At 68.6% G+C, this 26,271-nt stretch carries 25 protein-coding genes and 4 tRNA genes; 19 read left to right on the forward strand and 10 right to left on the reverse strand.

Annotated features, from left to right (window positions below):
- Window positions 1-26: 26 nt before the first annotated feature.
- Window positions 27-824, forward strand: coding sequence for an enoyl-CoA hydratase/isomerase family protein (locus tag ACZYY4_RS20800; RefSeq protein ID WP_463811945.1), 798 nt, complete (start codon window positions 27-29; stop codon window positions 822-824).
- Here the strand turns inward: ACZYY4_RS20800 and ACZYY4_RS20805 are convergent.
- Entirely contained in the window at window positions 821-2,470 is a 1,650-nt protein-coding gene (locus tag ACZYY4_RS20805) for an acyl-CoA synthetase (protein ID WP_463811946.1), read from the reverse strand. The genes ACZYY4_RS20800 and ACZYY4_RS20805 overlap by 4 nt on opposite strands.
- A gap of 115 nt (window positions 2,471-2,585) precedes the next feature.
- On the opposite strand from ACZYY4_RS20805, the gene ACZYY4_RS20810 reads away from it, so the two are divergent.
- From ACZYY4_RS20810 to eno, 3 genes are all read left to right on the forward strand, one after another.
- On the forward strand, window positions 2,586-3,251 hold the full coding sequence (locus ACZYY4_RS20810) for a DedA family protein (protein ID WP_463811947.1): 666 nt from the start codon (window positions 2,586-2,588) through the stop codon (window positions 3,249-3,251).
- 84 nt (window positions 3,252-3,335) lie between these two features.
- On the forward strand, window positions 3,336-3,956 hold the full coding sequence (locus ACZYY4_RS20815) for a hypothetical protein (RefSeq protein WP_463811948.1): 621 nt from the start codon (window positions 3,336-3,338) through the stop codon (window positions 3,954-3,956).
- Between the two features lie 99 nt (window positions 3,957-4,055).
- The gene (gene eno, locus ACZYY4_RS20820; protein ID WP_463811985.1) at window positions 4,056-5,339 is read left to right on the forward strand and encodes a phosphopyruvate hydratase; all 1,284 of its coding nucleotides are present in this window, start codon (window positions 4,056-4,058) and stop codon (window positions 5,337-5,339) included.
- A gap of 17 nt (window positions 5,340-5,356) precedes the next feature.
- On the opposite strand, the gene ACZYY4_RS20825 is transcribed toward eno, so the two are convergent.
- The 3 genes from ACZYY4_RS20825 to ACZYY4_RS20835 all read right to left on the reverse strand — a co-directional run bounded on the left by ACZYY4_RS20825 (window position 5,357) and on the right by ACZYY4_RS20835 (window position 8,449).
- Window positions 5,357-6,199: a CbiQ family ECF transporter T component gene (locus ACZYY4_RS20825; protein WP_463811949.1), complete on the reverse strand. Its 843-nt coding sequence runs from the start codon at window positions 6,197-6,199 to the stop codon at window positions 5,357-5,359.
- Entirely contained in the window at window positions 6,196-8,229 is a 2,034-nt protein-coding gene (locus tag ACZYY4_RS20830; protein ID WP_463811950.1) for a DUF2232 domain-containing protein, read from the reverse strand. Before ACZYY4_RS20830 ends, ACZYY4_RS20825 begins: the two co-directional genes overlap by 4 nt.
- A gap of 148 nt (window positions 8,230-8,377) precedes the next feature.
- A tRNA-Val gene (locus ACZYY4_RS20835) sits at window positions 8,378-8,449 on the reverse strand.
- Between the two features lie 159 nt (window positions 8,450-8,608).
- On the opposite strand from ACZYY4_RS20835, the gene ACZYY4_RS20840 reads away from it, so the two are divergent.
- The 7 genes from ACZYY4_RS20840 to ACZYY4_RS20870 all read left to right on the forward strand — a co-directional run bounded on the left by ACZYY4_RS20840 (window position 8,609) and on the right by ACZYY4_RS20870 (window position 11,821).
- A tRNA-Gly gene (locus tag ACZYY4_RS20840) sits at window positions 8,609-8,681 on the forward strand.
- Window positions 8,682-8,710: 29 nt separating this feature from the next.
- A tRNA-Cys gene (locus ACZYY4_RS20845) sits at window positions 8,711-8,781 on the forward strand.
- 17 nt (window positions 8,782-8,798) lie between these two features.
- A tRNA-Val gene (locus ACZYY4_RS20850) sits at window positions 8,799-8,873 on the forward strand.
- 330 nt (window positions 8,874-9,203) lie between these two features.
- Window positions 9,204-9,602, forward strand: coding sequence for an Ltp family lipoprotein (locus ACZYY4_RS20855; RefSeq protein WP_463811951.1), 399 nt, complete (start codon window positions 9,204-9,206; stop codon window positions 9,600-9,602).
- Between the two features lie 233 nt (window positions 9,603-9,835).
- Entirely contained in the window at window positions 9,836-10,390 is a 555-nt protein-coding gene (locus ACZYY4_RS20860) for a DUF4352 domain-containing protein (RefSeq protein WP_463811952.1), read from the forward strand.
- Window positions 10,391-10,455: 65 nt separating this feature from the next.
- A complete protein-coding gene (locus tag ACZYY4_RS20865; protein WP_463811953.1) occupies window positions 10,456-11,202 on the forward strand; it encodes a Clp protease N-terminal domain-containing protein in 747 nt (248 codons plus the stop codon).
- Window positions 11,203-11,287: 85 nt separating this feature from the next.
- On the forward strand, window positions 11,288-11,821 hold the full coding sequence (locus ACZYY4_RS20870; protein WP_463811954.1) for a hypothetical protein: 534 nt from the start codon (window positions 11,288-11,290) through the stop codon (window positions 11,819-11,821).
- 57 nt (window positions 11,822-11,878) lie between these two features.
- Here ACZYY4_RS20870 and zapE read toward each other — a convergent pair whose 3' ends face one another.
- Entirely contained in the window at window positions 11,879-12,925 is a 1,047-nt protein-coding gene (gene zapE, locus ACZYY4_RS20875; RefSeq protein WP_463811955.1) for a cell division protein ZapE, read from the reverse strand.
- Window positions 12,926-12,959: 34 nt separating this feature from the next.
- Between zapE and ACZYY4_RS20880 the strand changes: the two genes are divergently transcribed.
- Genes ACZYY4_RS20880 through msrB form a run of 4 tightly spaced genes read left to right on the forward strand, consistent with a single transcriptional unit; the run spans window position 12,960 to window position 17,065 of the window.
- Window positions 12,960-13,742 (forward strand): pyrimidine reductase family protein, encoded by a 783-nt coding sequence (locus ACZYY4_RS20880; protein ID WP_463811986.1) that lies wholly within the window; start codon window positions 12,960-12,962, stop codon window positions 13,740-13,742.
- Window positions 13,743-13,752: 10 nt separating this feature from the next.
- The gene (locus ACZYY4_RS20885; protein WP_463811956.1) at window positions 13,753-15,324 is read left to right on the forward strand and encodes an alpha/beta fold hydrolase; all 1,572 of its coding nucleotides are present in this window, start codon (window positions 13,753-13,755) and stop codon (window positions 15,322-15,324) included.
- A gap of 23 nt (window positions 15,325-15,347) precedes the next feature.
- Window positions 15,348-16,658: an arabinofuranan 3-O-arabinosyltransferase gene (aftC, locus tag ACZYY4_RS20890; protein WP_463811957.1), complete on the forward strand. Its 1,311-nt coding sequence runs from the start codon at window positions 15,348-15,350 to the stop codon at window positions 16,656-16,658.
- Window positions 16,655-17,065 carry a peptide-methionine (R)-S-oxide reductase MsrB gene (gene msrB, locus ACZYY4_RS20895; RefSeq protein WP_463811958.1) on the forward strand — a complete coding sequence of 137 codons (411 nt, stop codon included), beginning with the start codon at window positions 16,655-16,657 and terminating at the stop codon, window positions 17,063-17,065. The genes aftC and msrB overlap by 4 nt, the downstream gene beginning before the upstream one ends.
- Window positions 17,066-17,075: 10 nt before the next feature.
- Here the strand turns inward: msrB and ACZYY4_RS20900 are convergent, their stop codons facing one another.
- The 4 genes from ACZYY4_RS20900 to hemE are packed head-to-tail and all read right to left on the reverse strand — an operon-like array spanning window position 17,076 to window position 20,972.
- Window positions 17,076-17,831: a class I SAM-dependent methyltransferase gene (locus ACZYY4_RS20900; RefSeq protein WP_463811959.1), complete on the reverse strand. Its 756-nt coding sequence runs from the start codon at window positions 17,829-17,831 to the stop codon at window positions 17,076-17,078.
- A complete protein-coding gene (hemQ, locus tag ACZYY4_RS20905) occupies window positions 17,828-18,529 on the reverse strand; it encodes a hydrogen peroxide-dependent heme synthase (protein WP_463811960.1) in 702 nt (233 codons plus the stop codon). Before hemQ ends, ACZYY4_RS20900 begins: the two co-directional genes overlap by 4 nt.
- Before the next feature lie 35 nt (window positions 18,530-18,564).
- Window positions 18,565-19,929: a protoporphyrinogen oxidase gene (locus tag ACZYY4_RS20910; RefSeq protein WP_463811987.1), complete on the reverse strand. Its 1,365-nt coding sequence runs from the start codon at window positions 19,927-19,929 to the stop codon at window positions 18,565-18,567.
- Entirely contained in the window at window positions 19,923-20,972 is a 1,050-nt protein-coding gene (gene hemE, locus ACZYY4_RS20915; protein WP_463811961.1) for a uroporphyrinogen decarboxylase, read from the reverse strand. Before hemE ends, ACZYY4_RS20910 begins: the two co-directional genes overlap by 7 nt.
- 337 nt (window positions 20,973-21,309) lie before the next feature.
- Between hemE and ACZYY4_RS20920 the strand changes: the two genes are divergently transcribed.
- From ACZYY4_RS20920 to ACZYY4_RS20930, 3 genes are all read left to right on the forward strand, one after another.
- Window positions 21,310-21,846: a DUF3000 domain-containing protein gene (locus ACZYY4_RS20920; protein ID WP_463811988.1), complete on the forward strand. Its 537-nt coding sequence runs from the start codon at window positions 21,310-21,312 to the stop codon at window positions 21,844-21,846.
- A 1-nt stretch (window position 21,847) separates the two neighbouring features.
- Entirely contained in the window at window positions 21,848-23,119 is a 1,272-nt protein-coding gene (locus ACZYY4_RS20925; RefSeq protein ID WP_463811962.1) for an HRDC domain-containing protein, read from the forward strand.
- Between the two features lie 150 nt (window positions 23,120-23,269).
- Window positions 23,270-23,701: a PACE efflux transporter gene (locus ACZYY4_RS20930; RefSeq protein ID WP_463811963.1), complete on the forward strand. Its 432-nt coding sequence runs from the start codon at window positions 23,270-23,272 to the stop codon at window positions 23,699-23,701.
- Here the strand turns inward: ACZYY4_RS20930 and dxs are convergent.
- Window positions 23,682-25,595, reverse strand: a complete 1,914-nt coding sequence (gene dxs, locus ACZYY4_RS20935; protein WP_463811964.1) for a 1-deoxy-D-xylulose-5-phosphate synthase — start codon at window positions 25,593-25,595, stop codon at window positions 23,682-23,684. The genes ACZYY4_RS20930 and dxs overlap by 20 nt on opposite strands.
- Window positions 25,596-25,643: 48 nt before the next feature.
- Here dxs and ACZYY4_RS20940 point away from each other — a divergent pair, with 48 nt between their 5' ends.
- The gene (locus ACZYY4_RS20940; protein ID WP_463811965.1) at window positions 25,644-26,087 is read left to right on the forward strand and encodes a CBS domain-containing protein; all 444 of its coding nucleotides are present in this window, start codon (window positions 25,644-25,646) and stop codon (window positions 26,085-26,087) included.
- The last annotated feature ends 184 nt before the right edge of the window (window positions 26,088-26,271 follow it).

The following is a 26,271-nucleotide window of genomic DNA, read 5'->3' on the forward strand; positions in this document are numbered from 1 at the left end:
GGCGGTGGTCGGTGTAGAAACGACTGATGGCAGACGACTCCCGCTACAGCGACTTCCCCACCCTTCGGCTCGAGACCGGCGATCACGGTGTGCTGCAGATGGTGCTGGACGCGCCCGGGCTCAATTCGGTGGGCCCCCAGATGCACCGGGACCTGGCCGATGTGTGGCCGGCGATCGACCGCGACGACTCGGTGCGGGCGGTGTTGGTCCGCGGCGAGGGCAAAGCCTTCTCCGCCGGCGGCAGCTTCGACCTGATCGAGAAGACCATCGGCGAGTACCCAGGGCGGATGCAGGTGCTGCGCGAGGCCCGCGACCTGGTGCTGAACATGGTCAACTTCTCCAAACCGGTGATCTCGGCGATCAACGGCCCCGCCGTCGGCGCCGGGCTGGTGGTGGCGCTGTTGTCCGATATCTCGGTGGCCGGGCGCACCGCCCGGCTGATCGACGGCCACACCAAGCTCGGCGTGGCCGCAGGAGATCACGCGGCGATCTGCTGGCCGCTGCTGGTGGGCATGGCCAAGGCCAAGTACTACCTGCTGACCTGCGAAACGCTGCACGGCGAGGAGGCCGAACGGATCGGCTTGGTCTCCAAGTGCGTCGACGACGAGGAGGTACTGGCCACCGCGACCCGTATCGCCGACGACCTGGCGCACGGCGCCCAGGACGCGATCCGCTTCACCAAACACAGCCTCAACTACTGGTACCGGCAGTTCGCGCCGGCCTTCGAGACCGCGTTGGGGCTGGAGTTCCTCGGATTCTCCGGCCCGGATGTGCACGAGGGGCTGGCCGCCATCCGGGAGAAGCGCAAGCCCCGGTTCAGCTAAGCGCTGACCGTGGCCGCCTGCGCCTTGGCCCAGCGGTAATCGGCCTTCCCGGACGGCGAGCGCTGCACGCGCTCGCAGAACACCACGTCCTTGGGCAGCTTGTAGCGGGCGATGTGGCGGCCCGCCTCGGTGATGATGTCGTCGGCCTCGGCGGCGGCGCCCTCGGCCAACTGCACCACGGCGACGACCTCCTGGCCCCACCGCTGGCTGGGCCGGCCCACCACCACGACGTCGTAGACGGCGGGATGCCGGGCGACAGCTGCTTCGACCTCTTCGGCGAAGATCTTCTCGCCACCGGAGTTGATGGTCACCGAGTCGCGGCCGAGCAGCTCGATGCCGCCGTCGGCGTCCCAGCGCGCCCGGTCACCGGGGACCGAATGCCGGACGCCTTCGATGATCGGGAAGGTGCGCCCGCTCTTCTCCGCGTCGCCGAGATACCCCAGCGGGACGTAGCCCTGCTGCGCCAGCCAGCCGATCTCGTCGTCCCCGGCTTTCAGAATGCGCGTCATGTCCTCGCTGACCACCACCGCGCCCGGGTTCGGGCTGAATCGGCCGGTGGAAGCCTGGTCGCGGCTGGTGGTCTGGCCCATCTGCGCACCGGTCTCCGACGAGCCGCCGGCGTCGAGGATCGACAGGTGCCCCAGCAGGTCCAAGAAGCGTTGCTTGATCGGGACGGTCAGCGGCGCACCACCGCTGGCCAGCACGAACAGGCCCGACAGGTCGTAATCGCCGGCTTCCAGCGCATCGGCAAGTGGCCGGGCGAAGGCGTCGCCGACGATCGACAGTGAGATCACCCGCTCACGGCTGGCCAGTTTCCAGGTCTCGACCGGATCGAACCGATCGGTGGTCGCCGACATCACGAACGGCCGCCCGCCCAGCAGCGTGATGAATGCCGCCCACTGAGCGGCGCCGTGCATCAGCGGCGCCACCGTCATCGAGCCGGGGCCTCCCGCCCGCGCGCGTTCGACGAGTTCGTCCAGGCCGGCGGGGATGACGCCGGTGCCGAACTCGCGGCCGCCCATCGCGTTGATGAAGATGTCGTGCTGGCGCCACAGCACGCCCTTGGGCATGCCGGTGGTGCCGCCGGTGTAGAGCACGTACAGGTCGTCCGCGGACAGCGGCAGGTCCAGCGGGGCGGCCGAGGTGGCGGCCAGCAGTTCTTCATAGCGCACCGCGCCGGGCAGCGGTTGGTTGCCTGAGTCGTCGTCGACGTGGATCAACAGCATCTCCGGCAGCCGGTCGCCGGCGCGCTGCAGCGCCGCGGCCAGCGTGGGGGCATACCGCGCGTGGTACATGACCGCCTCGGCCGAGGCGTCGGCCAGTAGGTAGATCAGTTCGTCGGCGACATAGCGGTAATTGACGTTGAACGGGGCGACGCGGGCGTTGTAGGCGCCCAGCATGCCTTCCAGATATTCGTTGCCGTTGGCCAGATACAGCGCCAGATGACTCTGCCCGGATTCGTGCCCGGCCAACTCGGAGCGCTCGCGGCGCACGCCCAGGCCACGCTCGTGCAGCGCCCGCGCCAACCGGCGCGAACGGTCCTCGATCTGGGCGTAGGTCAATCTCCGGTCGCCGAATACGACGCAATCCCGGTCTCCGATGGCCGTCGCCACCGCAGAGAACACCTGGGCGAGATTGAACTCCACTGCCGCTCCTCGATTCGACCACCGGCTGCGCCGGATAACGCTACAAGGCGACTCCTATTCGGCTGACGACGGTCTGGGCGGGCGTATCCGGGCGGCGTCAGGCATGCTTGGCCGCATGCCGGTGGACGCCCTGTTGCAGTCGATCCCGCCCGTGCTGGTCTACCTGCTGGTCGGTGGGGTGATCGGGATCGAGAGCCTGGGCATCCCGTTGCCCGGCGAAGTCATGTTGGTCGGCGCCGCCCTGCTGTCGTCACGCCACGACCTGGCGGTCGACCCGGCCGGGGTCGCGGTGGCGGCCATTATCGGCGCGGTGATCGGTGATTCGATCGGATATTCGATCGGGCGGCGCTTCGGCATGCCGCTCTTCGACCGCCTGGGCCGGCGGTTCCCGAAGCACTTCGGTCCCGGTCACGTGGCCTACGCGGAACAGTTGTTCGCCCGCTGGGGTACCAGCGCGGTGTTCTTCGGCCGGTTCGTCGCGCTGCTGCGCATCCTGGCCGGTCCGCTGGCCGGGGCGTTGAAGATGCGCTACTCGCACTTCCTTGCCGCCAACATCTCCGGAGCGATCTGCTGGGCCGGCGGCACCACCGCCCTGGTCTATTACGCCGGAATGGCCGCCGAGCACTGGCTGTCCCGATTCTCCTGGGTCGCGTTGCTGGTCGCGGTGCTCGGTGGCGTCGTCGGCACCATGGCGTTGCGGGGACGCATCGGTGCTCAGATCGCAGAGTTGGAAGCGCAGCACCGTTACGAGGCCGACCCCGTCCAAGAAGGCGCCGAATAGGGGTTGTCCCCGCGCCGTTGCCGGAGCATGGTGGAAGGGACCGGCGGCGCTGCCGGGCGTCGCCCCGATTACTCGGAGGCCTACATGTTCGCGCGAGCAACCACCATTCACGCCCATCCGTCCTTCCTCGATGAGGGGATCACTCACGTCCGTGGCGTGGTGATGCCGACCCTGGCCGACATGGACGGCTGCGGGGGAATGTCCATGCTGGTCGACCGCGACGGCGGCCGGTGCATCGTCACCTCGTCATGGCTGGACGAGGACACCCTGCGCGCCAGCGAGGCCGGCGCCCAGCAGTTGTGCGACCGCGCCACCGAGATCTTCCACGCCACCGCCGAGATCACCCGCTGGGAGATCGCCGCGGTGCGCCGCGATCACCGGTCTCGGCGCCACGCCGGTGTGCGCGTCACCTGGCTGCAGACCGACCCGGCCCGGTGCGAGCGGCTGATCGACACCTACAAGCTGGCGCTGATGCCGGAGATGGCGGACCTCTACGGGTTCTGCAGCACCACCCTGCTGGTGGACCGGCCCTCGGGACGGGCCGTGTCGTCGATCAGCTTCGACGACCGTGCGGCGATGGTCGCCAGCCGTGGCGGTGAACAGGCGCTCTGGGCCATGGCCGTCAACGACGCCGGCGCCGAGGTGCTGGAGGTCGCCGAGTTCGACCTGGCGATCGCCCATCTGAACGCGCCCGAGATGGTGTGAGCGCCTCGGTGTAGCCCGCGCGTCGCCCATTGATGGGCATTGCCCAACACACCGGCAACAACCGGCGTGCCCTGAACATCGTCTGGTAGCGGGAGTTCGCTGATTAGGATCGCATCGGTCGTTGCCCGCCAGCTGTTGGACTGCAAGGCTCGACCGCTCGTAGAGGTCGAAATCACCACCGACACCGGGCATGTCGGCCGTGGCGCGTCGCCGGCCGGAACTTCGATCGGTGTGCACGAGGCGTTCGTGTTGCGTGATGGACACCGAGCGGAATACAGCGGGCTGAGCGTGCACCGCGCCGTCTCCGCCGTAGTCGACGAAATCGCCCCGGTTCTGGTCGGTGAAGAGCTCGACGACCCGCGCACCCTGGACCGGGTGATGATCGAGCTCGACGGCACGCCGGACAAACACCGGCTCGGCGGAAATGCGATCTGTTCCACCTCGGTCGCGCTGCTGCGCGCGGCGTCCGCGGCGGCGGGTACGCCCACGTATACCTACGTCAGCGCACTGCTGGGGCTCGACCCGCCGGCCACCGTGCCCGCGCCCAGCTTCAACATGATCAATGGTGGCCGCTACGGGGAGGTCTTCCAGCCCTTCAACGAGTTCCTCGTCGTGCCCTATCGGGCCGACTCCATCGAGTCGGCGATCGAGAAGGGGGTCAGCTTGTTCGCCGAACTCGGCGAGGTGCTGGCCAAGCGATTCGGCCGTGCGCCGCTGATCGCGCCGTCCTACGGGTACGTCGCTCCGTCCAGCGACCCACGGGTCGTGATGGGGGTGTTGGCCGAGGCCGTCGAGCGCGCCGGCTGTGCCGACATGATGGCGTTCGCACTGGACTGCGCATCCAGCGAGGTATACGACAAGAACACCCATACCTACCCGCTCAACGGTGAACGGGTGACCGCGGAAGCTCTGATCGACTACGCCCGGGCGCTGTCGGAGGACTTCCCGATGTTGTTCATCGAGGACCTGCTCGACGGCGACGACTGGGATGGCTTCACCCAAGCGGTCCAGACCATCAACCGCTCGATCATCCTCGGCGACGACCTGATCGTCACCAATCGCCGCCGCCTGGAACACGCCGTAAAGACCTCGGCCGTTGACGGTTTCATCATGAAACCCAATCAGGTCGGGACCATCACCGAGGCACTGGACTGCTTCGAATACGCCGCCCAGAACGCCATTCTGACGATCCCGTCGGGCCGGGCGGGCGGTGTCATCGACGACGTCGTGATGGACCTGGCGGTGGGCATCGGGGCGCCGTTCCAGAAAAACGGCGCGCCGCGGTCGGGTGAGCGCATCGCCAAGCTCAATTTCCTGCTGCGCGCGGCCGAACGCATCCCGCACTGCGCGATGGCGGACGTGGCAACGCTGGCGCGGTTCTGAGCGTAGGACCGCAGCGGCTAGCCGCCCAGCGTCAGCTTCGCCGCCAACGCTGCTGCCCACACGCCCGCGGCGATCGAAAGCACCACCCAGTCAGCTGATTTCGGCCGCGACGGAGCGGCTGAAATCTGACCGGCACCGCCGCGGGCGGTGATCGCATCGCCCATCTCGTCGGCACGCCGCAGCGTCACGGTGACAACGGCGACGGTCAGGTCGAGCAACTCGACCGCCAATCGCCGCAGGCGGGCCGCGCGGGTCCGCAGAGTCTGCCGGGGCCGCAGCCGTCGGGCGGCCTCGAGTACCCGGAATTCGTCGATCAGCATCGGGAAAGCGCGCAGCGCCAGCGCCACAGCGACCGACCAGTCGTCGACCGGGATCCCCAACGGCCGCAGTGGACGAGCCAAAGTAGCCAGCGCAGGCGCGATCTCGGCCACATTGGTGGTCCACGACACCAGTGCACCCAAGCCGAGTAACACGATCGACAGCACGAGGAAACGCAGGAAGTTCAGTGCGCCACCGAGTCCAACCGAGACCGCGCCCACGTGGATCACCGGACTGCCGGCGGCCAACGCCGATATCGCGCCGGTGACGGCCAGCACGATCCACAGTCCACGCGGCACCGTTGGCAGCACGCCGCGGGGAATATGTGCGACCCGCGCCGTGATCAGCACCAGTGCCGCGGTCAGTCCGAGGGTCGACCATCCCGGGTCAACCGTCAACAACACCGAAAAGCCGAAAACCACAATCAGTTTGGTGCCGGCCCACAGCTCGTGGATGGCGGATCGCCCGGGGACCGGACGCAGCAGCACCAGCGGACGGGGCGGGCGGCGGGCCGGGCTCTTCGCCGGCGAAGTCTGCGTCACGCTATCTCCCCGGTCGCGGCCGATGCCAGCACGCCGTTGCTCAGATGCAGGGTGCGCGGACACAACTCCTGCATCCCGGCGAAGTCATGCGATATGACCACCACGGTCAGACCGGTTTCACGCCGCCGGTCGGCGAGCAGCCGCAGCAGATTGCGCTGGCTGACGGCGTCCAACCCGGCCAGCGGCTCGTCGAGGATCAATACCCGCGGCGAGCGGGCCAGCAACCCGGCCAGTACCACGCGGCGCATCTGGCCGCCGCTGAGTTGGTCGATGCGTCGCTTCGCGATCGCGGCGTCCAGGCCGACGACCTCCAGCGCCTCGATCACCCGGTCGTGATCATCCGGTGAAAAGCCTGCCGCCGAGGCCACTTCCAGGTCGACGCGGGGACGCATCAACTGCAGCCGGGCCGCCTGGAACGTCAACGCGACCGCGCCGACCTGCTCGTGGACGGGACGTCCGTCCAGCAGGCACTCGCCCGTGGTCGGCGCACTCAATCCGGCCATGATCCATCCCAGCGTCGACTTACCGGAACCGTTGCCGCCGTGGATCAGCACTCCGTCACCCTCATGCACCGCGAAGCTGACATCGCGCAGCGCGGTTTTCGCCCATGGCGTGCCGCAGCCGTATTCGTGGCTGACACCGGCCAGTTCGAGCATCGGTCTGCTGGATTGGTGGCCCACCGCAACCGTCGAAACCGGCGGAGCTTGCGTCTCGACCATCGCGGTGTTGTCCAGCGAAGCGTTGAGGTTGATCGTGCGGCCGGCGGCCTCGGCCTCCTGGGTGTAGTGGGTGATGTAGACCAGGGTCGTGCGGTAACGCTCGTTCAGGCCGGACAGCAGGCCGAGCAGTTGTTCCCGGCCCTGCTGGTCGACCATGGCGGTGATCTCGTCGGCGATGATCAGCGCCGGCTCCCGCGCCAGAGCGGCGGCCATCGCCAGTCGCTGCAGTTCACCACCGGACAGGCCGCCGGTGTCGCGTTCGCCGAGGCCGCCGAGGCCGACGTCGGTCAGTAACCGCTCGACGTCGGTGCCCTTGCCGGGCGGCAGCCCCCAGACCACATCGTCGGCGACCCGGGTGCCCAGCACCTGGCTTTCCGAGTGCTGCATCAAGATCGCGGTGCCGCCGATCTGACCGAGCCCCACTGCGCCGGGGCGTTGCACGGTGCCCGATGTCGGTTCGCGGCCGCTCAGGATCAGCGACAGCGTGGTCTTCCCCGAGCCGTTGGTTCCGGTGACCGCGACGTATTCGCCTGCCCGCACATCCAGGCTGACCGCGGGCAGCGCGTCGTGCTCGGCGTTCGGGTAGCGGTAGCGCACCTCGTCCAGTCGGATCGGCACCGGCCCAATCGGCCCGCTTTCGCTTCTCGCGTCCAGTTTGTGCACATCAGGGATGCCACCGAGCCGCTGCAGCACCCGCGACAGCACCCACCAACCGATTACCGAGGCGCCCACGATCATGACGACGGCGTAGCCGAGGACAAGCACCTGCCAGTAGTGCAGCGCCTCGGTGAAGAACTGCTTGACGTCTTGGGCGGGCTCCTGCAGTTGCGGTATCCACGTCATGATCGACACGACCCCGTCCACCGTGGCGGTGATCACGCGGAACACCAGCTCCCGCAGTCCCGTCAGGGCGGTCAATACGATGACGCCGGCGGCACCGAGGAGGCCACCGGCGACCAGGGAGATCGCGATGACGGTCGGCGTGCCGCGGTGGCGGCGTTTGACGATGCCGGCCAGCGTGCCGACATAGGAGAAGAGCACGACCGTCAAGAACCCGCTGAAGCCGGCGACCAGAAATCCGATCACACCGGCGGCGACCGTGGCGGTGAACGCCACCCGCATCCGGTATCGGTAGGCCAGCAGCCCGATCGGCACCGTGCCCAGTATTCCCAGCCATCCCCCCATCGGGATGACGACGGCGATGATCGCGATCGCCGCGCTCAATGCACCCAACACCGATGCCTGCGAAAGTTCACTGGGTTGCAGCGAACGGGACCGGTCGGGTGGGATCGCCAGTTCGGTCGCCCCCATGCGGGACGAGTATGCCAGTCATCGGCGCGCGGACCCGCCGGCGAGGCGCGTCGCGTGACAGGACCGAAACGGGCATCGCGGCAACGATCGCCGGACAGAACGGACCGACTATGGACAGCGCAAACGGCGCTCGTGCAGTTCGAAAGAGTGGTCCCGGCTGGGATCGAACCAGCGACCTTCCGCGTGTGAGGCGGACGCTCTCCCCCTGAGCTACGAGACCGGACGAACGAGGACGAAGATTAGCACGCCACGTCGGCGGAGCCTCAATGCGCAGGCCGAATTTCGGCCGACTCGCCGATCCGACAGGGCAAGTTGTGCTGTCTCACACCGTTGGACTAATGTTCAGCTTCGCGACGGGCGACGATCTCGCTCGTGGCACGCGGATGTAGCGCAGTTGGTAGCGCATCACCTTGCCAAGGTGAGGGTCGCGGGTTCGAATCCCGTCATCCGCTCGAGGGTGTCGAGTGGCATCAACCCTTGCGGTGGAGTGGCCGAGTGGTGAGGCAACGGCCTGCAAAGCCGTGCACACGGGTTCGATTCCCGTCTCCACCTCCGTTCCTTGGCTCTAAGCGCGGTTAGCTCAGCGGGAGAGCGCTTCCCTGACACGGAAGAGGTCGCTGGTTCAATCCCAGTACCGCGCACCACGATCGACCCTGGTCACCCCGCCTAACCGGCGGCACGACCAGGGCGTGGAACCTGAATAGGACCTCGGCCCGGTGGCGACCCGATAAGGGGCCACCATGCAACCACCCCAATCTCTGCTGTCATGGCCGGCGCCAACCACGACGTGACCATGCGGCAATCCCTGTCGACGCCCGGGTTGTTGCGCTGCGACTAGGCGGCGTCGTCACCGACGACCACAGGCGGGGCCGCAAAACGACCCAGCCCTAACACCAGCGATGGACGAAATTTTCCAGATAGAACTCCTTTAAAAACGTTCCTGATGTTACTAAACAGCGCTACAGTCCGAATTTATGAACCAAAAGCCTCTCGCTGCGCTCGCCGCCTTTGGGTTCCTGGCGATCAGTGCTATCAGCGCAGGTGCGACAAGCGCAGCCCCTCTTATGCCCGCACTGCCGCTCAGTCCAGCGAGCCAAGCGAACGCTGTAAGCAAAGCTGAGGACTACCTCAGCTACACCGCCTTCTCCCGCCAAGGCCTCATCGACCAACTGAAGTTCGACCAGTTCTCAACTGAGGACTCCACATATGCGGTCGACAGCCTCACCGTCGATTGGAACGAACAGGCAGCGAAGAAGGCAACGGACTACTTGGGTTACACGTCCTTCTCCCGTGGCGGGCTTATCGACCAGCTCGAATTTGACGGGTTCTCCCCTGAACAGGCGGAATACGGGGTTGCCGCAACCGGACTCTGAGCCGACTGCGATCGGCCGACCAATCACCTGCCGGGCCCCCTCGCCACCCACTCACCACGGGTCCTCCCTGCCGCTGAGCACGTCGGCCGGGTGGATCTGCCCGCTCAAAGCCACCGGCCTGGCCTAGTTGCATTTGCGGTGATCCGGCCGAATCGTGGGTCGGTCCGAGCCACCGAGCAGGTAGGCGGCACAATCGGTAGCAACGCACGCGTAGGTGGAAAGGTAGCGAAAAAATGAGCCCCCTGAATCGACCCTTCGCCCTCTCGGTAGCTGCCCTGTTGTCTGCGGGTGCGCTGGCGGCGTGTTCCAGCCCTGCGGAATCGGCGAGCGGACCGACATCGTCCGGTGCAGCCGGATCCGGCACGGCCACACCGAAATCCGGGCGCACCGGCGACACCTTGACTCTGACCCGGGCCGACGGCAGCACGATCGCGGTCACCCTGGTACGCGTCATCAGCCCGGCGACCGTCACGCCCGGCAAGGGAGATTCCGCGGCCGCCTACATCGCCACGGAGCTCAAGATCGCCGACCCGGGGACAGTGGCCATCGACGGCGACGTCAACATCAACACGATGGTGTTCGGCTCCGACGGACACAGCTACGCGCCCGACCTCAACAACGTCAGCGAATGCACGAATTTCGAGTCCGGCATCTTCGAACTCGACCCGGGTGAGTCCGCTACCGGCTGCGTGGTGTTCGCCCTGCCCCACGGAGTCAGCCCAACCAAGGTCAAATACGCGCCGTCGTCGGGGTTCGCCGACGACTTCGGCGAATGGGCACTTTCCTAGCCACCCCTGTGGACCCGTCAATCAACGGTTGACGCACCGGATATCGTCAACCTATAGTTGACGATATGGGCAATCCCACTCCCCTCACCCCCGCAGTCCGTCTCGACGACCTCATCAACGCCATCACCGGCGTGCACGACAACCCGCTGGAGCAGTTGACCGACGCCGTGCTGGCAGCCGAGCACCTCGACGAGGTCGCTGACCACCTGATCGGGCATTTCGTCGACCAAGCGCGGCGGTCCGGCGCGTCGTGGACGGACATCGGCAAGTGCATGGGCGTCACCAAACAGGCGGCGCAGAAGCGGTTCGTCCCGCGCGCCGAGGCCGCCCCTCTCGACGCCGAGCAGGGCTTCGCCCGCTTCACGCCGCGGGCGCGCAGCGCGGTGGTGGCGGCCCAGAACAGCGCCCACCGGGCGCACAACGCCGAGATCACCCCCGACCACCTGGTGCTGGGCCTGTTGCAGGATCCCCACGCGCTGGCCACCGCCTTGCTCGCCGCGCAGCACATCGAGCCGGGCGCCGTCGCGGCCGGGGTCACCCTTCCCCCCGGCGACGCCGAACCCCGCGCATTGATTCCGTTCAGCGGTCCGGCCCGCAAAGCCCTGGAACTCACCTTCCGCACCGCACTTCGCCTCGGCCACAACTACATCGGCACCGAACACCTGCTGCTGGCCCTGCTCGAATCCGAAGACGACAGCGGACCGCTACATCGCGCCGGAGTGGACCGGGAACGGGCCGAGATCGACCTGGCGCGCGCTCTGGAGTCGCTCACCCCGGGCCCGGCAGCCGGCGAGGCCACCACCGGCAGCTGACCGACCTGGCGACCTGGCCGGCCAAGCTGCTGCACCCGCAACAGCGATGTGCCATCATGCCCACAAGCAACCGAAGAAGGACATGATGCATCGCTGGATTCTGGCCGTCGTCACTTCCCTGGTCACCGCGTTGGCTCTGATGACGCCGGCCGCTGGATACGCCACGCCCACCACCACCCCGGAGGCCCCGATCGGCCGACTCGGCGACACGCTGCGCATCCAATACCAGGACGAGGCGTTCGGCAAGATCATCGCCGACGTGACCCTGCACGATGTGGTGCCCAGCGAGATCCCGCCGGGCTGGGGCCAGAACGGGACGCCGCGCTGGCGCGCCCAGGGCGGTCCCTGGCGGGCGAACGTGACGATCCACCCCATCTCGGTGCCCAACGCCTACATCATGGCGGCCTCGGTCACCTTCGACGGTGTCACACCCGGCGGCGACGCCTACCCGTCCAAGCACACCGACGACCCCACCACCCTGGACGCGCTGCTGACGAACGCGCCGGCGGGCTCCACCGTCAATGGCGGGGTCTACTGGGATGTCTACCGCGGCTTGGTCACTCACGTGGTGATGCTCTCCCGCAACACCGGCCTGCGCCTGGCGCAGTGGAATCTGTGAGCTAGCCGGCGGGTTTGATGCGGCAGTCGAGCTTCGGCTCTGCTGCGTCGAGCCGCGCTAGCCGCCGCTGCTCAACGCCAGCAGTCGGGAGGTGGCCCGCAGGTATTTCTTGCGGTAGCCCCCGGCCAGCATCTCGGCGCTGAAGATGCCGTCCAGCTTCGCCCCCGCGGCCACCACCGGGATGCCCGCGTCATAAAGCCGGTCGGTCAGTGCCACCAGGCGCAGCGCCACGTTCTGATCCTCGATCGGATGCGCACCGGTGAGAAAGACGCCCGTGACGCCTTCGATCAGCGTCAGGTACCGCGAAGGGTGCATGGTGGCCAGGTGCGCGCACAACGCGTCGAAGTCGTCCAGTGTCGAGCCGGGCAGCGCCGCGGCGCGCTGCGCGACCTGCTGCGCCGAGGGCGGCTCGGGCGCCGGCGGCAGGTCCCGGTGCCGATAATCCGGGCCGTCGACCCGCACCGGTGTGAAAATACTTGCCAGCGCGCTGATTTCGCGCAGAAAATCCTGAACGGCGAAGCGTCCCTCGCCGAGCTGCTCGGGCAGGGTGTTCGACGTGGCGGCAACAGACACCCCGCGCGCCACCAGTTCCGACAGCAGCCGCGACACCAGGGTGGTGTTGCCCGGGTCGTCGAGTTCGAACTCGTCGATGCACACCACCGTGTACCCGCCGAGCAACTCGATGCACTCGGTGAACCCGAACACGCCGGCCAGCTGGGTGAGTTCCATGAACGTCGCGAACGCCGTCCGTGGGGGCTGCGTCACCTCGGCGGTCTCGGTGATCTCGCGGTAGACCGAAGCCAGCAGATGGGTTTTGCCGACGCCGAACCCGCCGTCGAGGTACAGCCCCACGCCGGGCAGCACCTCCCGCCTGCCGAGCAGTCTGCGTCTCCCGACCCGTCGCACCAGCGCCTGCGCGCAGAACGTGGTGCAAGCCGCCACGGCCGCCGCCTGGGTGGGCTGGGCCGGGTCGGGCCGGTAGCTGGCGAAGCTGGCAGCAGAGAACGTCGGTGGCGGCTTGAGCTGCGCGATCAACCGCTCCGGTGAGACGGCCGGATGCCGATCCACCAGGTGGTCGCTTCCCTCGACGGCGGGATTAGGCACGCAGGAACTCTAGCCACATGGTGCAATCGTGGCCATGTCCGACCTCAGCGCAGACCCGGGGTTCACCCGGCTGGACTCGACGCGCCCCGTCGACGACGCCGAACTGGCCCGGCTGTACGCCTACCCCGAATCCGATAGCCCGCGCATCTGGTTGCGGGCCAACTTCATCGGCAGCATCGATGGCGGCGCAACGCTGGCCGGCAAGTCCGGCGGTCTGGGCAGCCCGGGTGATCGGACGCTGTTCATGCTGCTGCGGGCACTCGCCGACATCGTGCTGGTCGGCGCGGGCACGGTCCGGGTCGAAAACTATGGCGGAGCCCGTCTCAATGTTGCCGAGCGCCTGCGCCGCCGCGACCGCGGCCAGTCCGAAGTGCCCCAGCTGGCGATCGTCAGCCGGTCCGGGCAGCTGGACCGGGAATTGCGGGTCTTCACCGACACCGAACTGCCGCCACTGGTGCTGACCAGCGCGTCGGCGGTCGATGCCACCCGGCGGCGACTGGCGGGGCGCGCGGAGATCCTGGACTGCTCCGGCCGCGACCCGGACCAGGTCGATGAGGCCGCGGTCCTGACCGAACTGGCCGCGCGCCGACAGTTTCGGGTGCTCACCGAAGGCGGCCCAACCCTGCTGGGCTCGTTCATCGAACGCGATCTTCTTGACGAGTTGTGCCTGACCGTCGCCCCGTATCTCGTCGGGGGCCTGGCCCGCCGCATCGCCACCGGCCCCGGCGAGGTGGTGACCCCGATGCACTGCGCACATCTGCTGGCCGACGAATCCGGCTACCTCTACGGCCGCTACGTCAAAGGCGCGCGCCTATAAGGTGACAGGCATGACCAGCCACCGCAGGTTCGCCAGGATCGCGCTCGCGGCCGCCCTCCCGGTGGCAAGCGTGCTGGTCGGCTGTGCGCCCGGCCTGGCCGCGAACCCGCGCTTCGCCACCAACTCCGGCGCCGGACCGCAGGGGCAACCCGAAGCCACCTCCGACACGGCCGGGCCGCCGGCGGTCCAGGTACCCAAGAACGATCTGCCCTGGCATGACTGCACGGCACGGCTGTTCGGTGATGCCGCGGTGCCCGCCACCCCCGGTGTGCGGTTGGACTGCGCCAGCTATGACGCCGACGTCGACCCGCTCGGCGGCGGCTCCTCGGCGATCAGCATCGGTGTGGTGCGGGCCCGCTCGGTGCAGACCCCGGCCGACGCCGGGCCTGTCGTCTTCACCACCGGCTGGGACCTGCCGTCGTCGCTGCAGTTGCCGATCTGGCTGGCGCGGGGCGGTGCCGACGTGCTCGATGGCCACCCGATCGTCGCCGTGGACCGGCGCGGCACCGGGATGTCGAGCCCGGTGGACTGCCGCGAGCGCTCCCAGCGCGACGCGATGTGGAACCTGGCGCAGTTCGCCCCCGGCGACGACCCGGTGGCCAACCTGGGCACGGTCGCGATGAACGCCACCACCGACTGCACCGACTCCATCTCTCCCGGCGAGTCGTCCTACGACAACACCCACGCCGCCACCGACCTCGAACGGCTGCGCAGCATCTGGGACATTCCGGCGCTGGCGCTGCTGGGGATCGGCAACGGCGCCCAGGTCGCCCTGGCCTACGCCGGCTCCCATCCCGGCAAGGTGGCCCGGCTGGCGCTGGACTCCCCCATCCCGCTCGGGGTGTCCGCCGAGGCCGCCGCCGAGCAGCGGATCAAAGGTCAGGAAGCGGCCTTCGACGCGTTCGCCGCTCAGTGCGTCGCGGTGAACTGCGCCCTGGCCCCCGACCCCAAGGGCGTCGTCGACGAGGTGCTGGACTCCGCCCGGTCCGGGCACGGCCCGGCCGGCGCCTCGGTGGCCGCGGTGACCCATGCCATCGTCACCGCTCTGGGCTACCCCACCGGAGACCGCGTCAACAGCACCAACGAACTGGCCAGGGCGCTGGCGACGGCGCATGCCGGCGACGCCAATCTGCTGAACAACCTGATCAACCGGGCCCAGGGCACCGTGGGCAGCGACGGCCACTTCATCAACTCGTGCGCCGACGCGCTCAACCGGCCCACGCCGGACCGGGTCCGGGAACTGGTGGTCGCGTGGGGCAAGTTGTACCCGCAGTTCGGCACCGTCGGCGCCCTCGACCTGGTGCAGTGCCTGAGCTGGCCCAGCAGCGCCACCCCGGAGCCGCCGAAGGAGCTCAAGATCGACGTGCTGCTGCTCGGGGTGCAAAACGACCCGATCGTCGGCGAGGAGGGCGTGGCGGCCACCGCCGCGGCCGTCATCAACGCCGGGGCGGCCAGCAAGCGGGTGATGTGGCAGGGCATCGGGCACGGGGCGACGGTGTATTCACCGTGCACCGTGGCGCCGCTGGTCGGCTACCTCGACAGCGGCAAGCTACCCGACACCGACGTCTACTGCCCGGCCTGAGCTGGGGCGGTCACGGCCATTCGGTGTACGGTGCGCTGGTGACGGCAGCCGACTCCCTGACGAACCGGGCGGGCACCGCCCTGCTGGCCGCGTTTCGGCCTCCCACCAGTGCGCCGAGCACCGCGACCGTGCTGCGCTCGGTGCTGTGGCCGGTGGCGATCATGTCGTTGATTCACCGCGCCGTGGTGCTGGCGCTGAACGGCAACATCACCGACGACTTCAAGCCGGTGTACCGGGCGGTGCTGAACTTCCGGCACGGCCTGGACATCTACAACGAGCACTTCGACTACGTCGACCCGCACTACCTCTACTCACCCGGCGGCACCTTGCTGATGTCGCCGTTCGGGTATCTGCCGGAGACCCTGTCGCGGTATACGTTCATTGCCACCAACACGGTCGCGATCCTGCTCGCCGCATACCTGTTGCTGCGGATGTTCGGATACGGGCTGACCTCGGTGGCGGCCCCGGCCCTGCTCGCGGCGATGTTCCTCACCGAGAGCGTGTCCAGCACGCTGGTTTTCACCAACATCAACGGCGTCATCCTGCTGGCCGAGGTGCTGTTCTTCCGCTGGGTGCTCGACGGCCGGGAGAGCCGCCAGTGGTGGGCCGGTGTCGCGATAGGGCTGACCCTGGTGGTCAAGCCGGTGTTGGCGCCGCTGCTGCTGCTGCCGCTGCTGAGCAGGCAGTGGCGGCCGTTCGTCGGAGCGATCGCGGCGCCGGTGCTGTTCAACGTGGTCGCGTTTCCACTGGCCAGCGATCCGACCGGCTACTTCGCCCATACGGTTCCCTACATCTTGGGCACCCGCGACTACTTCAACTCCTCGATCCTGGGCAACGGCATGTTCTTCGGGCTGCCTCCCGCGCTGATCCTGTTCCTGCGGGTGTTGTTCACCGTGCTCGCGGCGGTCAGCCTGTGGCTGCTGTATCGCTACTACCGCACCCGCGCCCCGCGGTTCTGGATGCTGACCTCCTCGGGTGTGCTGCTGACCGCGTCATTCCTGGTGCTGTCGCTGGGCCAGGGCTACTACTCGATCGTGTTGTTCCCGTTCCTGATGACGGTGGTGCTGCCGAACTCGGTGCTGCGCAACTGGCCGGCATGGCTGGGCATCTACGGGTTCATGACGCTGGACAAGTGGCTGATCTTCAGGTGGATGAACGTCGGGCGGCCGCTGGACTACCTGAAGATCACCTACGGCTGGTCGCTGCTGCTGATCGTGGTGTGCGCGGTGCTGTGCTACCGCTACCTCGATGCCCGGGAACAAGACCGCCTCGACGACGGGATCGATCCGGCGTGGCTGGCGGACAAGACGAACAGAGCTAACGTGGAGGCATGACGTCTCCCAAGGTGGCGCTCACCGACGACGAGTGGCGCGCCAAACTGACCCCTGAAGAGTTCGCCGTACTGCGGCGCGCCGGCACCGAAGCGCCGAATATCGGCGAATACACCGACACCACCACCGAGGGGCTCTACGAGTGTCGCGCGTGCGGTGCCGAATTGTTCCGCAGCACAGAGAAATTCCCGTCGCACTGCGGTTGGCCGTCGTTCTTCGACCCGGCGGACTCCGATGCGGTGATCCTGCGCTCGGACGACTCGCTGGGGATGCGCCGCACCGAGGTGTTGTGCGCGGCCTGCCACAGCCACCTGGGCCATGTGTTCGAAGGCGAGGGCTACCCCACCCCGACCGACCAGCGGTACTGCATCAACAGCATTTGTCTGCGGCTGGTGCCGGCCGAGGCTTGAGCGACCGGGTTCAGTCGATACGGGTGGCGTGGACTTCCCAGAACGGGGCGTGCGCCAGCTGGCCGTCCATCAGCGGTTCGATGACCGCCAGCCGCTGCGCGATCGCCCGGATCCGGGGCGGTGCGTCCGGGCTCTGCTCGACCTGTGCCGCGAACCTCGCCGCCTGGACGTTGACCAGATAGCTGGTCGGTCCCAGATAGTTGATCCGCCAGCCGCCGGCCGGCAGCCCTGATCGCAGCTCGTCGACAGACATCGCCGGGGGCATGAAGAACCCGTTGATGTTGTAGTCGGCGGCCTCGACCATGTAGAGCCGGGCCCCCGGCCTGGTCGCCCGGTGTAGCGCCCGCAGGTAGTCGTGCTGGGCCTGGCCGCTGAACGTGTTGTAAAAAGCGGTGTCGACGACGGTGTCGAAGCGATCGGTGAAACCATCGAGTGTCTTGGCGTCGCCCACCTGAAAGTCGACCGAGACCCCCGCCGCCCGGGCGTTGGCACGGGCACGCTCGATGGCCGTCTCCGACACATCGATACCGGTCGCCGCGAAGCCGTGTTCGGCGAAGTGAATCGCATGGTGCCCCGGACCGGTCCCCGGGTCGAGCACCGCACCCGTGATCGCGCCCAGCGCCACCAGACGCCGCACCACCGGTTGGGCTCCGCCGATGTCCCACGGTGTGGCGGCAGGCAGTCCCGCCGCGAGGTGGTCGGCGCGATAGATCTCCTCGAAGCGTTCGGCGTCGCCGGCCCCCGAGGGACCGGATCCCCCCGTCACGGCAGGGAGGCCACCAACTGCTCCACCTCGACCCGGGGACCGGTGAAGAACGGGATCTCCTCCCGGGCGTGCAGGCGAGCCTCGGTGTTACGCAGGTCGCGCATCAAGTCGACGATGAGATCGAGTTCGGGCGCCTCGAACGCCAGGATCCACTCGTAGTCGCCGAGCGCGAAGGCCGGCACGGTGTTCGCGCGGACGTCCTTGTACGGGCGGGCGGCCATCCCGTGTTCGGCCAGCATCCGGCGGCGGTCCTCCTCGGGCAGCACATACCACTCGTGTGAGCGCACGAACGGGTAGACGCAGATGTACGCGCCTGCCGGTTCGCCGGCGATGAACGCCGGGACATGGCTTTTGTTGAACTCGGCGGGCCGGTGCAGCCCTACGTTGCTCCACACCGGCGTGCAGGCTCGGCCCAGCGCGGTGCGCCGGAAGCCGGCGTAGGCGGCCTGCAGGTCCTCGATGCGCTCGGCGTGGGTCCAGATCATGAAGTCGGCGTCGGCGCGCAGGCCCGCGACGTCATAGACACCGCGGATCACCACCCCGCGTTCTTCCTGCTGTTTGAAGAAGGTGGCGGCCTGATCGGCGACCTCGTCACGGGTGCCGGGGCCGTCGTCGAGTACCCCGGGACGAACCGAGAACACCGAGAACATCACGTAGCGGATGGTGGAATTCAGCTTGTCGTAATCGAGGTGCGCCATGTTCCATATGCTGCCACGACGCGCCCCGCCATGTTCTACGGCGCCGGGGTGGCGCTGATCACGGCCGCGACCGCGCGATCGGCCGCCGCGACGCAGGCCGGCACCCCGATGCCGTCGAGGTAGTTGCCGGCGACCGCCACCGTCGGTGGCAGTCCGGCACGCAATCTGCTGACCAGCGCGGCGTGCCCGGAACGGTATTGCGGCATCGCCGCAGCCCAGCGCTGTACGCGCACCTCGAGCGGATCTACCACGACCCCGAAGACGGTCTCCAGATCCTGCACCGCCCACGTCACCAACTCACGTTCGGAGGCTTGGGTGCGGGTGTCACCGAACCGGCCGAACGACAGCCGCAACAACTCCACCTTGCCGCCATAACCCCAGCTACCCCACTTGCGGGAGGTCAAGGTGATCGCCTTGGCGTGCAGCCTCTCCCCGGTGGCGACCAGCACCCCGGAGTTGTCCGGGAACGCCGCACCGGCGGGCACCGCCAGCGACACCACCACCGACGACGCATGGTCGATCCCGCTGGCCGCAGCGGCGGTGCGCGGGGCGAACCCGGTGGCCAGCCGGGCCAGCGCGTGGGCGGGCACGGCCATCACCACCCGGTCGGCGCGGTGGTAGCCGCCGGCGGCGTCCCGCAACAGCCAACCGTCCCCCGACGGGTCGATCTGCCTCACCGCGGACTGGACCCAGCGCAGACCACTGCGGCGCACCAGTGCGTCGATCAGCACCTGGTAGCCACCGGCGACCGCCCCGAACACCGGTGCGCCCGTTGTCGCCGGTAATGCCCGCAATACCGCCTCGGTGAGGCTGGGGGCGCCGTCGTCGAGTGCGGCGGCCAGGGCCGGTACCGCTGAGCGCAGCCCGACCGTCGCCGCCGAACCGGCGTACACCCCGCCGATCAGCGGATCCACCGAGCAGGCGACCACCTGCTCACCGAACCGGTCAGCCACCAGCGCTCCCAGCGCCGGGTCGCTGCCCGGCTCGAACGTCAGCGGACGAGAGGGTTCGCCGGCGATGCGGGCGATGGTCTCCTCGTCGACCAGCCCGGCCATCGACCCCGGCGAGGACGGGATTCCGCTGAGCGTGCCCGGCGGCAACGGATGCAGCTTCCGGCGGCTGTACAGCAGTGGTCGCACCCCGGTGGTGGTCCGCTCCCGATCGGCCAGGCCCAACTCGGCCAGCAGGGCGGGCAGTTCGGGCCGGCGCGCGACGAACGCCTCGGCACCCACGTCCACGCCGATACCGCCCAGGGTCTCGGTGCGCAGCACCCCGCCGAGCCGGTCGGCCGGATCGAAGACGGTGATGCTGGGCGCGTCACCAAGCATCGCGCGCAGTCGATAGGCCGCCGCCAAGCCGGAAATCCCACCTCCGACAACGCAATACGATGCAGTCACAATGAATGGACCAGCGACACCAGCTCGGTGAGCACGCCCGGGTCCGATTCCGGCAGCACGCCGTGCCCGAGGTTGAACACGTGCCCGGACGCTCCGGCGGCCACCGCGGCGCGCCCGTCGGCGACGACGCCGCGGGCCGCGCGTTCGGCCACCGGCCAGCCCGCCAACAGCACCGCCGGATCCAGATTGCCCTGCAGGGCGATCCCGGCGCCGACCCGGGAAGCGGCATCGGTGAGCCGAGTCCGCCAGTCCACTCCGACGACGGTCGCACCGGCGGCCGCCATGGCGCCGAGCAGCTCGGCGGTCTGCACCCCGAAGTGCGTCATCGGCACACCGGCGTCAGCCATGGTGGCGAACACCCGGGCGCTGTGCGGCAATACGAAGTTGCGGTAGTCGGCCAGGCTCAGCGTGCCGGCCCAGGAGTCGAACAGCTGGATGGCGTCGACGCCGTGGTCGACCTGCACGGTCAAGAACGCGATGGTCAGATCGGTGAGCCTGGTCATCAGTTGATGCCAGCTGTCCGAGTCGGCCAGCATCATCGCCTTGGTGCGGGCGTGGGTTCGGCTGGGCCCACCCTCGATCAGGTAGGACGCCAGGGTGAACGGGGCGCCCGCGAAGCCGATCAGCGGCACGTCGCCGAGTGCGTCCACCAGCAGCGATACCGCTTCGGCGACGGCCGTCACCCGCTGCGGTTCCAGCGGGCTCAGTGCGGCGACATCGCCTGCGCTGCGCACCGGATCGGCGATCACCGGCCCGACGTCGGGCACGATGTCCAGGTCCACCCCGGCGCCGCGCAGCGGCACCACGATGTCGGAGAACAGGATCGCCGCATCCACGTCGTGGCGGCGCACCGGCTGCAGCGTGATCTCGCAGACCAGCTCGGGATCGAAGCAGGCCGCCAGCATGCTGTGCTGGGCGCGCAACGCTCGGTATTCCGGCAGCGACCGGCCGGCCTGCCGCATGAACCAGACCGGCACCCGGGAGGGTTGCCGGCCGGCGGCGGCGGCCAGGTAGGGCGAATCGGGCAGCTCACGACGGGCACTCATCGGCCTCAATGCTGCCACGGCCGGGTTACGGGGCCGGAAGGGCCGGTGATTCGCAGCTTCGCCTCTCCTCCGTCGAGCCTCGCTGAACCGCCGTAACCATGCGGCGGTCCCAGCTTCGCCTCTCCTCCGTCGAGCCTCGCTGAACCGCCCCGAATTCGGCGCGCCTGTCTGCGCCGATCGGCCCCGGGGGTTAGCGTGAGGTCCGGTGACCCGCGTCGCGGCGGTGCGCAGCAGCACCCGGGGTCGGCCGCTGGCGACGCGGCGCACAGCGATGAGTTAAGGAGCGGCACCCGTGGCATCAGCCGAGCCTGCCCCATTCCGCGAAGCGGTGGCAACGATGCACGCCGCGACGGTGCGGTCGGAGATCGAATTGGGCCCGATCCGGCCACCGCAGCGGCTGGCGCCCTACAGCTATGCGCTGGGCGCCGAGGTCAAGCATCCCGAGACCGACTTCGTCCCGGAGGACTCCGACGGCGACGCATTCGGCCGGCTGATCCTGCTGTACGACCCGGACGGCACCGACGCCTGGGACGGCACCATGCGGCTGGTGGCCTTCATCCAGGCCGACCTGGATCCGCAGGAGGCGATCGACCCGCTGCTGCCCGAGGTCGCCTGGAGTTGGTTGGTCGAGGCGCTGGGCTCACGCACCGAGCACATGACCGCGCTGGGCGGGACCGTCACCGCGACCACCTCGGTGCGCTACGGCGACATCTCCGGCCCGCCACGCGGACACCAATTGGAGCTGCGAGCGTCCTGGACAGCGACCACCCCGGAACTGGGTGCGCATGTCCAGGCGTTCTGCGAGGTCCTCGAACACGCTGCGGGCCTGCCGCCGGTCGGGATCACCGACCTCAGCTCGCGAACCCGCGTCTGAGATGTCCGAGCAGACAACAGAACCGGCCACCGAAGAGCCCCAGCCGACTCCGCTGCCACACCCCGCCGACGGGGTACCGGAGGTATCGGTCACTGCCAGGCAGGTGGGCGCGGCCGCCGATCTGCTGGCCGGTGGCCGCGGCCCGTTCGCGGTGGACGCCGAGCGGGCATCGGGCTTCCGCTACTCCAATCGGGCCTACCTCATCCAGATCCGGCGCGCCGGTGCCGGCACCGTGCTGATCGACCCGGTCGGCGCCGGCGAGGATCCGGCGGCCCTGCTGCGCCCGGTCGCCGAGGTCCTCGACGACGACGAGTGGATTCTGCACGCCGCCGACCAGGATCTGGCGTGTCTGGCCGAGGTCGGCATGTGGCCGAAGGCGCTCTATGACACCGAACTGGCCGGGCGGCTGGCCGGCTTCGACCGGGTCAACCTGGCCGCGATGGTGGAGCGGCTGCTGGGGCTGGGCCTGGCCAAGGGCCACGGCGCCGCCGACTGGTCGAAGCGTCCGCTTCCCGCCGAATGGCTCAACTACGCGGCCCTGGACGTCGAGGTTCTCATCGAACTACGCGAGGCGATCGCCGAACAACTGTCCGGCCAGGGTAAATCCGACTGGGCGGCCCAGGAATTCAATCATCTTCGGATCACCGACTTCACCGTATCGACCCGGCGGGACCGTTGGCGGCGTACCTCGGGTATTCACAAGGTCCGCGACCGGCGCGGCCTGGCCGCCGTCCGCGAACTCTGGACGGTGCGCGACCGGATCGCCGCGCGCCGCGATATCGCACCCGGGCGCATCCTGCCCGACGCGGCGATCATCGCCGCCGCAGTCGCCAACCCCACCACCGTCGACGAGCTGCTCGCCCTGCCGGTGTTCGGCGGGCCCAAGCAGCGCCGCAGCGCGGCGACCTGGCTGGCCGCGCTGGCCGCCGCCCGCGACAACCCGGAGCCGGCCGATTCCGCCGAGCCCCACAGCGGCCCACCGCCGCCGTCGCGCTGGTCACGGCGCAAGCCCGAGGCGGCCGCCCGGTTGGAGGCGGCCCGCGCCGCGCTGAATGCGGTGTCCGAGCAGGTCAACGTGCCGACCGAGAACCTGCTCACCCCCGAGCTGGTCCGCCGGCTGTGCTGGGACTTCAAACCCGCGACGTCGGACACCACGGTGGTGATCGACGAGTTTTTGGTCGGCGGCGGCGCACGGCCCTGGCAGCGTGAGCTGGCGGTGCCGGCGCTGGCCCGGGCTCTCGGCGGCGCAGCACCCGGCGCCGAGTCTCGCTGACCACCGGATTTCCGCACCCCGGGGGGACCCGTTGCTAGACTGCCCGAACAGCAGCCGGATGCCGTGTTCGGCCGGAGCTTCTCACGTCATCGCCACCGTGGACGCGAACCGTCAAGGACTTCCCATGGTTGATATTCCTTGGAGGACCTCGTGTCACCAGCTTTGCGCCGGATCGTCTACGTCGTCAGCTACGAGCTCATCGCGATAGCGCTGACCACCCTGGGCCTCGCCGTCCTGGGGTTCGGCGGCGGCAGCTCGGGTGTCGTGGCGGTGGCGGCGTCGACGGTCGCGGTGGTGTGGAACTTCGCCTGGACCACCATGTTCGAGATGTGGGAGCGCCGGCAGGACTCCCCTACCCGCACCGTGGCACGCCGGATCGCACACGCCTTCGGCTTCGAAGGTGGACTGGTGGTGCTGCTGTTGCCGATCGTGTCCTGGACACTGAAGGTGTCCCTGGTGCAGGCATTCAGCCTCGAGATCGGCCTGTTGGCGTTCTTCCTCGTCTACACGTTCGCGTTCGCGTGGTTGTTCGACATGGTGTGGCCGCCGGTCAGGACACCAACTAGTCCAGCCGCTCGCTGACCTCTTCGACACAGCTGCAGCTGCCCATCGCCGCCACCCAGCCGGTGATCTGGCGAGCCACGTCCTGGGCGGTCAAACCGATCTCAGCCAGCAGCTGACTGCGCGAGGCGTGGTCGTAGAAGCGTTGTGGCAGACCGACATCGCGGCAGGGCACGTCGATCTCCGCATGCCGCAGCGCCGCCGAGACCGCCGAGCCGACGCCGCCGGCGACACCGTTGTCCTCGCAGGTGACCACCAGTTTGTGGGCGGCCGCCATCGCTATGAGCACCTCGGGTACCGGCAGCACCCACCGCGGGTCGACCACCGTCACACCGATGCCCTGGTTGTGCAGCCGGTCGGCCACCGCCAGCGCCATGGGCGCGAACGCGCCGACAGCGATCAGCAGGACGTCGGAGGACAACCCATCCGCCGGCACCGCCAGCACATCAACCCCGGACCGTCGTTCGATCGCCGGAATGTCTTCGCCCACATCCCCTTTCGGGAAACGCAGCGCGGTGGGGCCGTCGTTGACCTCCAGCGCCTCCCCGAGTTCCTCGCGCAGGCGGATGCCGTCGCGGGGTGCGGCCACCCGCATGCCGGGCACGATCCCCAGTATCGACAGATCCCACATGCCGTTATGGCTGGCACCGTCGGGACCGGTGATCCCGGCTCGGTCCAGCACCAGGGTGACCGGCAGCTTGTGCAGCGCTACATCCATCATCACCTGGTCGAAAGCACGGTTGAGGAACGTCGAATAAACCGCCACCACCGGGTGCAGCCCGCCCATCGCCAGCCCGGCCGCCGAGGTGAGCGCATGCTGCTCGGCGATCCCGACGTCGAACATCCGATCGGGGAAACGCTGCCCGAACGGGCTCAACCCGGTGGGGCCGGGCATGGCGGCGGTGATCGCGACGACATCGCGGCGTTTGGCGCCGTACTCGATGAGCGCGTCGGAGAACACCGCCGTCCAGCCGCGGCCGGCGGTTTCGGTCGCATACCCGGTCAGCGGGTCGATCACGCCGCAGGCGTGCATCTGCTCGGCCTCGTCGTTCTCGGCCGGCCCGTAACCTTTGCCCTTGCAGGTGACGACGTGCACGATCACCGGGCCGCCGAAGCCGCGCGCGCGGCGCAGCGCGGACTCCACCGCGGCCTCGTCGTGGCCGTCGATCGGACCCAGGTACTTCAGGCCCAGGTCGGTGAAGAGCGCCTGTGGCGCCAGCGCGTCCTTGAGCCCCGCCTTGAAGCTGTGGATCACCTGGTAACCGATCTCGCCGACGACCGGCACTCCGCGCACCGCGGCGCGACCGCGCTCAAGCAGCCGCTCGTAGACGGGCTGCAGCCGCAACGCGGCCAGGTGGTCGGCGAAACCGCCGATGGTGGGCGCATAGCTGCGGCCATTGTCGTTGACCACAATCACCACCGACCGGTTGCCGGCGGCAATGTTGTTCAACGCCTCCCAGCACATGCCGCCGGTCAGGGCGCCGTCGCCGACGACGGCCACCACGTGCCGGTTGCGGTGCCCGGTCAGCTCGAAGGCTTTGGCCAGCCCGTCGGCGTACGACAGCGCCGCGCTGGCGTGGCTGGACTCCACCCAGTCGTGCTCGCTCTCGGCGCGCGACGGGTAGCCCGACAGCCCGCCCTTGCGGCGCAGGGTGTCGAAATCGGGGCTGCGTCCGGTCAGCATTTTGTGCACGTAGGCCTGATGACCGGTGTCGAAGATGATCGGGTCGTGCGGGGAGTCGAACACCCGGTGCAGCGCCAGCGTCAGCTCCACCACGCCCAGGTTGGGACCCAGGTGCCCGCCGGTCGCGGCAACCTTGTGAATCAGGAACTCCCGGATCTCCGCCGCGAGATCGGTCAACTGCCCCTGCGAGAGGTGCTGCAGATCGGCGGGGCCGCGGATCCCTTCAAGCATCCGGCCAGTCTACGCATGGTAGACAGCACCCACCGTATGGTCGTCGGTATGCAAGCCGAGGACATCGTTGAGGAATACCCGGTGGTGGGCATCGACTCCGACGCCCTGGACGCGGCAAAGTTACTGGCCGAGCACCGGCTGCCCGGCATCGTCGTCATCGACCCGGCCGGCAAGCCGTATGCGGTGCTGCCGGCGTCCCAGGTGGTGCGTTTCATCGTGCCGGGCTATATCCAGGACGACCCGTCGCTGGCGGGGGTGCTCAGCGAGTCCGTGGCCGACCGGGCCGCCGAGAAGCTGCGCGGCAAGACGGTGCGCGACGTGCTGCCCGAACACCTGCACGACGTGCCGACGGCCGGTGCCGCCGACACCCTGATCGAAGTCGCCTCCACCATGGCCCGGCTGCGCAGCCCGCTGATCGCCGTCGTCAAGGACGGGAAACTACACGGCGTCATCACCGCCTCGCGACTGCTCGCGGTAGCGCTTAAGACCTGATCGGCGCTGCTGATAACGTATTTATGTTCATGCGGTGTGCCGGGAAGCCTGGTCGGCGTCAATGATTCCGTATCCAGGGGGTGCACTGTGGAGGTTGCGGCCGACCGGACCGCCTTCGGCCCGATGTTCATCGTTGGGCGCCGACGGGGCCTATCGGGACTTGGCGAGCCGGTGATCCCCACGG

The sequence above is a fragment of the Mycobacterium sp. IDUB_21 genome (genome assembly GCF_055419425.1).